This window comes from Lederbergia ruris, from assembly GCF_018332955.1.
Lineage (GTDB): Bacteria > Bacillota > Bacilli > Bacillales > Bacillaceae_C > Lederbergia > Lederbergia ruris.
The window spans coordinates 20,676-27,127 of sequence record NZ_BORB01000046.1; the positions used below are offsets into that span (position 1 = coordinate 20,676).

5 protein-coding genes are annotated in these 6,452 nt (G+C 34.9%); all 5 read right to left on the reverse strand.

Features of this window, described 5'->3' with window-relative positions; translation table 11 throughout:
• Positions 1-86: 86 nt before the first annotated feature.
• On the reverse strand, positions 87-1,223 hold the full coding sequence (locus KI363_RS18755) for a sensor histidine kinase (RefSeq protein ID WP_212967286.1): 1,137 nt from the start codon (positions 1,221-1,223) through the stop codon (positions 87-89).
• A complete protein-coding gene (gene vanR / locus KI363_RS18760; protein ID WP_212967287.1) occupies positions 1,216-1,911 on the reverse strand; it encodes a vancomycin resistance response regulator transcription factor, VanR-F/VanR-M family in 696 nt (231 codons plus the stop codon). Before vanR ends, KI363_RS18755 begins: the two co-directional genes overlap by 8 nt.
• Positions 1,912-2,059: 148 nt before the next feature.
• The gene (locus tag KI363_RS18765; RefSeq protein WP_212967288.1) at positions 2,060-2,518 is read right to left on the reverse strand and encodes a GIY-YIG nuclease family protein; all 459 of its coding nucleotides are present in this window, start codon (positions 2,516-2,518) and stop codon (positions 2,060-2,062) included.
• Between the two features lie 67 nt (positions 2,519-2,585).
• A complete protein-coding gene (locus tag KI363_RS18770; protein WP_212967289.1) occupies positions 2,586-5,297 on the reverse strand; it encodes a DEAD/DEAH box helicase family protein in 2,712 nt (903 codons plus the stop codon).
• A gap of 2 nt (positions 5,298-5,299) precedes the next feature.
• Entirely contained in the window at positions 5,300-6,292 is a 993-nt protein-coding gene (locus tag KI363_RS22140) for a DNA methyltransferase (protein ID WP_246516955.1), read from the reverse strand.
• Between the last annotated feature and the right edge of the window lie 160 nt (positions 6,293-6,452).

A 6,452-nucleotide genomic window follows, 5' to 3' on the forward strand; every position in this document is an offset into this window, starting at 1 on the left:
TAGCTTCCTCCTAATTCTTCCTTGTTTAAAAGAATAGCTAAAACTTTTTAAAAAAAGAGTGGGGTAAATCTTAAATTTTTCTTAAATCAAGTATTTGAATTTATTCCATCTCCATTATTTCTTAATGTTTGACTTCCCTTTGGTAAACGGACTTCAAAAACTGTCTGAGTTACACTACTTTCAACAGTAATTGAACCGTTATGTTGCTCCACAATATTCTTCGCAATAAACAATCCAAGACCAGCGCTATTTTTGTTTTGAGTTCTTGCTTTGTCTCCAGTATAGAGCATATCAAATAGATGCGGGAGGTCCTCCGGAGGAATACGATCACCATAATTCACAACTTGTACAACAACTTCCTCCGACTCAATAAAGCCGTTAATGTCTACAAACTGACCGTCGTAACCATACCGAGTCGCATTCATCAAAAGATTTTCAAACACACGTGCTAAAAGCTCTCCGTCACCGATAATAGGTAAGTAGGGAGGCAAGTTCATTCGAGCGGTCAAATTATTTTTCGTGAAGACAGGATATAATTCTTCTTTCAATTGATGAAGGAGGTCACTTAAATTAATGTACTTTTGTTCAATTGGCAACATGCCATAGTTCATTCTCGTTATTTCGAATAATTCATCAATTAGACTTTCTAAACGTTGAGATTTAGTAAAAGCAATTGTCAAAAAATGTTTGACTTGTTCCTCCGTCAAATTCTCATCATTAAGGATTAAATCTAAATAACCTAATACGGAGGTGAGCGGTGTACGCAGATCATGAGCTAAATTTACGACTAACTGATTTTTACTGCTTTCCGAAAATTCCCCTTTTTCAATGGCCTGTTTCAATATTTCACTAGCCAAATTAATATCTTGCGCAATATCCCTAAATTCGTCATTTGAATGAATTTCAACACGGTGACTAAAGTTGCCATTAGCGAGATGATGAATTCCGTTTGAAATCTTATTAAAGTAGGTCAAATAGCGCCTAGTGAGTAAAAAGAAGAACAATATCGAAAGTGGGATAAAAATTAGTAAAAAAAAGTTAATGTCCCCAATTTGTCTAATGATTCGGCGAAAATGGGCTAACGGACTTTCATAATCAACTACAGTGTAATAAAAAAATTGAAGGACTTTATAAATGATATACGTGATTGTACCCGAGAGAAACATACTTAAGCCAAATGTTATAATCATTTTTGCACGAAAACTTCTTGAGAATTTAGCCATTGAATGTATACCCAACGCCCCACACAGTTTTAATCCATTTGTTTGTTCGTTTATTTTCTCTAAGCTTTTTCCTTATTGTACGAACATGGACCATAACGGTATTACCGCCCTCAAAGTATGCTTCGCCCCACACCTGCTGAAAAATATCTTCTACACTGTAAACCTTCTTTGGATGACTAGCCAGTAAATACAAAATATCAAACTCCTTTGGTGTCAGCTCAATGTTTTCACCATATAGAGTAACCGTGCGTTGATCAAGGGAAATCACTAGTCCACCAAATTCCAAGTTCGTATTATTATCATTTTGGGGATGATTCAGCTTTATAAAGCGTCGTAACTGAGCATTTACCCGAGCAACCAATTCAATAGGGGTGAAAGGTTTCGTTATATAATCATCAGCTCCAATTACAAGCCCTTGTACTTTATCAAAATCAGAAGTTTTGGCACTTACAAAAATGATAGGCATATTATATTGTTCGCGAATACGACGAGTTACCTCATATCCATCCATTTTCGGCATCATAATATCCAAAATCAGCAACTCAAATGCCTGATTCTCCACAACACGAACTGCCTCTTGTCCATCTGATACTTTAACAACATGGTACCCTTCTTTTTCTAAATGGAACGCAATAAGATCAGCAATTTCCTCATCATCTTCAGCAATTAATATCGAAATATCTCTCATCTTCCCACTCCTAAATAAACAAAGCTTTTTTAACTAAATTTCCCGTTATCATAATTACAATTCTTAACAATATCATTGAAAATACCGTATTTTCCTTTATTGTGCTACTCCACAATCTGGTCTGGTCGTTGAAAAAAAGCTAATGGCGCTAAAATTGTTCCATCTCGGCATTGTCTACTTCAGATAAAGTAGGCTTTGATGGTCTGTTTCCATTATCCAATTTTACTTTTCCTGCATCATCCGCTAATCTGCATAACTCTGATTCAAGATATTGTATTTGTGTTTTTGTGATATAATCTTCTTTTGAAGTAAAAACAATGGCTTCATCCCAAAATTCTTTTTGTTTTCCTCCCAAAGAGTGTGACTTTAATCGTTCCCCGACGATTTCGCCTTCTCCTATATAAACCGTTGTTTCTTCCGGTGTTGCGATATCATTTCCAATCAATAAATAACAGCCTGCTTTTCGTGATTCTTCTCTTAGTAAAAACTCTTTTAGTTTTGATCTAGGAAAGATGGTCGTGTATATCGTCATATTGGAGATTTCTACCGTTCTAAGTCCATTCGGATTCCCATCGACTAAAAACAAACGTATTAATTTCCCTGACACCTCAATCACTCCAATATGTTTAAACATTTAAACGTGAATTACGGGAGTGTTTATTGACTTCGTTTATTTATAACTCTTGAACACTTAAACCTTTAAACGCTCGTCCTAATGCGATTTCACCGATCTGTTTAATTGTGTTCCTTCCATCATTCATCGTATAGAATTTAACCCCTTTAATTTTTACATCTTCTGTTTCATCTTCAAACATGATTTCAGCTTCTTGTTCGTTTATATAGAGCAGTAAGTCCTCTTTCCACTGTTCCTCTTCCATATCCCTTCCTTTTGGTTCAATAAATATTTGGACGATGAAATCGGCATTTTTTAAGTACAAAATAAAGTCTGGTTGAAATCCTTCTAATCGTATCTCATTATGATCATATCCAAATTGATGTAATTTTAACTGGTGATTTTTTGCCGATTCACGATGCATATTTTCGTCCATTCTGATGAGATACACGTCTGAATACTGTTCTTTAAACTCATTCACTCGTTCGCCGATTCGATCGATTAACTGTTTTTCCGTTTGGTTAATAATGGCTGAATCATAAACAAAATAATCTTCTTTCATTTCAAACCGCTGTACTTTTTGTGGGTTTGTATCCATTAAGATTCTTGACGTATCGTAATTAGGAACACGTTTTCGATAGTTCGTGATATACTCCTTGATTGGATAGCCGATAAATTTATTCGTGCCACGACGTTTGTTATAGCCGGCTTTAATTTTTTTTGCCACATCCATGAAGTATGCTTCTAGTATCTTAAGTTTTTCATTCGGTCGAAGATCATCTTTTGTCATCGAACGTGGAACGATGGCATAAACCGTCCGATTGTACAGATTTAACCAATTTTCACCTAAAAACTGTTCTCTTGATTTGAGTAAAGGGATGTATTTTTTCAAATTATGAAAGTGATAGAATGAGATACGATTCATCACTTTATTGACATAACGTTTATCAAATTCAACGGCAACATGATGGGTATTCGTCACATCGCCTGTTACTTCACGATCTTTATAATCTAATTCTTGAGAAGAGAAAAGATAAGGAATCATAATATCTTTTTTGTTATCTACGCCATACTTTTCCAGCGAATCATAATAATCATCACTCACTTCAACGGTTTCGTTATAATAGATTTTCCCGTATTTCCATACATCCGTTTGTTTAAAACTTCTTTTTACTTTTACATTCAGTAACGGATTTTTTTCATCCGTGCCTGTCGGTAAATTCATTTCGTTTAACGATTCAACTAAGTTTTTCAAGTATTGTGGTTCATTAATGGTATGATAGTGAATCGTTTCTAAAATAAGGCTATCCTTGCTGTCGTCTTCAAATCGCCTTTTATAAGATCTTTCACCATTTAATAGAAACGGATAATATCTTGCGCCTCGACCGATTAATTGAGCCTCTGACATCGTTGTTGCTTTCGTACCTTTCACTTTTGGATCATCACTGAGCCGAACAATATCGTACAGATTCAGTACATCCCATCCTTCGGTCAGTTTTGCCACAGCAAAGATAACACGATATAAGTTCGTCGGACTTTCCAAGCTATTTAACGCATCGTATTGACCTTTTTCAAGTAACCCTGTTCGCTCCGTATCATTGGCATTAATAATCCGGGTAGGCGCAAATTCCCTTTTAATTTCACGAACAATTTCCGTTAGCTGGTCATCATGCTCTCGATAATATTGATGAGCGAAAGCTAACGTTTCACTGTCCTGTTCCATTGTAATTTGTTCTTGTCTCGCTAAAAATTCTCTTAGCGAATCAGCTGTCAACGTCTCAATCATCTCATTGAATTTTTCATTCGCTTCGTTAGAGGCGTCAATTCGCTGTGATTTAAACATAACAACAGGTTTAATGTATGTGCCATATTGGTCAAGTGCATATCTTCTTCGATACTCGCTTAATAAAACAACATTCAACATGTTTTCAATATCTGCGTTACTGGATTGAATTCGTTTGACGTTTTTTGAGTATTTATCTTGAATGAACCGATCCAGCGCGTAACGATAGATCACTTTATCTTTATATTTTTCATAAATATTTTTGTTATCTAGATCAATCGTCGCTGTAAATTCTAACAAGAGATTATCTTCTCTTGCATTTAAAATGGTGGAAATGGCGCTTTCCCATGATTGCTCGGTTTCTTTTTCCGATTTCGTCGTTGCGGAATAATGATGAGCCTCATCACCTAGTATAACGACTTTATGTTTCGCATAATCTTCCTCCCCCATCGCGTTTTCTTTTTGAGTATAAATGTCTGATGCGACACTCTGAACGGTTGCTAACTTTAAATAAATCGTATTCTTACTTTGGTTTTTAGGAAAGGACTGCACTTGCCGTATTTCAATTCTTTCTCCATCGATTTCAATCTGTGGTTTGTATAAATATTTTTCAGAAGCTTTATTCGTTAAGTTATCAATCGTCTTGTTTAACACGCCATTCGTATTCACTAAAAATAAAAAGTTTTGGTAACCGTGTTCTTGGTATAAATACAGGATTAACCCAGCCATCAAATCCGTTTTTCCACTGCCTGTCGCCATATGAAATAAGACGTGGTTTATGTTTCGATGACGAAACGCTTGACTCACTTGCGAGTAATGAAAAAATCGCAGTGCAGCCCTTTGGTAGTATCTGAATGTATGTACCATGTTTTCAGCAATGTAGTCTGGTGTATACCATGCACCTTCTTCGTTAAATAGACTCTGATCCAGTTTTATTAATTCATCATATAAAGGTAAGGGTAACTGTTTTCTTTTTTTCCGCTTTGACATAATTATTCCTCACCCTCTTCATAAAAGCTTTTATTAAAGGTATAATCGCTATCACTAATTAGATCGCGAACATTTTCGTCATCGATTTCAGAATAATTATAATACAGCTGGTTTTTGTCGATGATTTTGATTAACGTTCGTTTTTGGTCGTCTAACGATAGTTCGTGTAACGTATCTTTTACTTTTTCCAAATCAACTCTAAAATCAATTTCCGCTTCTTCTAACATAAAATTGAATACGTTCCGTAATTCATTATGGGTTTTAGCATCCCTGATTGACTTTAGGAAACCACGATTTTTTTCCATTAATTCTAAGTAAACAAAACTTCCTCCACCTTGCCAGTTGACATCTTTTGAGATGCCACCTTGTTCGCCTTCAATTACTTTTTGGAGGCGTGGAACAGACACAGTATTAATATAATCCATTTGTTCGATACCGATATATCGACGGTTCATTTTGTGAGCAACAGCTTGGGTAGTGCCTGAACCTAAAAAGAAATCTAGTATCAATTCATCAGGTTCTGTACAAACATGTATGATATCTTTCATTAGAAATTCCGATTTTGGGTAACTAAATGCTTTTTCATTAAAGAGCCCTTTAAGTCCATGGGTAGCTGTTTGACCTGTATATTCACTTTTATTCCATATTGTCTTTGGTTTCTCTCCTAGATAATCTGACTCTCTTTCTTTTACATATAAATCATATTTATTATTGCTAAAAATTACCTCAATATATTTATCCTTTTTTTCTAAAAACGTTTCCTTACTCCATCTCCAACAACGTTCTGTACCGTTAGGATCTATAGGAAGTATCTCAATAAAAGAACTTCCTTTTGTCAGTGATAATTTATTAGTACTTGGATTGTAATAAATAGGATAAAATAATTTTGGACGTTCAGTTCTAAGTGAATTATTACCACTTCTTCTAAAGTTTCTTATTTTATAAAGCCCATATTCATCTTTTTTGTTAAATTGTTTCAATTTTTCTTTAGACAAAGGTAGATAATTAAGTCTAACAAAGTCTCTATTATTGATGCTAGTATAGTTTCATGGACACATCTAAGTTAAATTTATACAATGACTTTTAAGGAGGATGTGTCCGATGAGTAAGAAAAATAATGGGAAACGGTATAACGATGATTTCCGAAAAATGATT

Coding starts and splice junctions, on each gene's coding strand:
- KI363_RS18755 (WP_212967286.1), bottom strand. CDS start 1,223: ATGGCTAAATTCTCAAGAAGTTTTCGTGCAAAAATGATTATAACATTT.
- KI363_RS18770 (WP_212967289.1), bottom strand. CDS start 5,297: ATGTCAAAGCGGAAAAAAAGAAAACAGTTACCCTTACCTTTATATGAT.
- vanR (WP_212967287.1), bottom strand. CDS start 1,911: ATGAGAGATATTTCGATATTAATTGCTGAAGATGATGAGGAAATTGCT.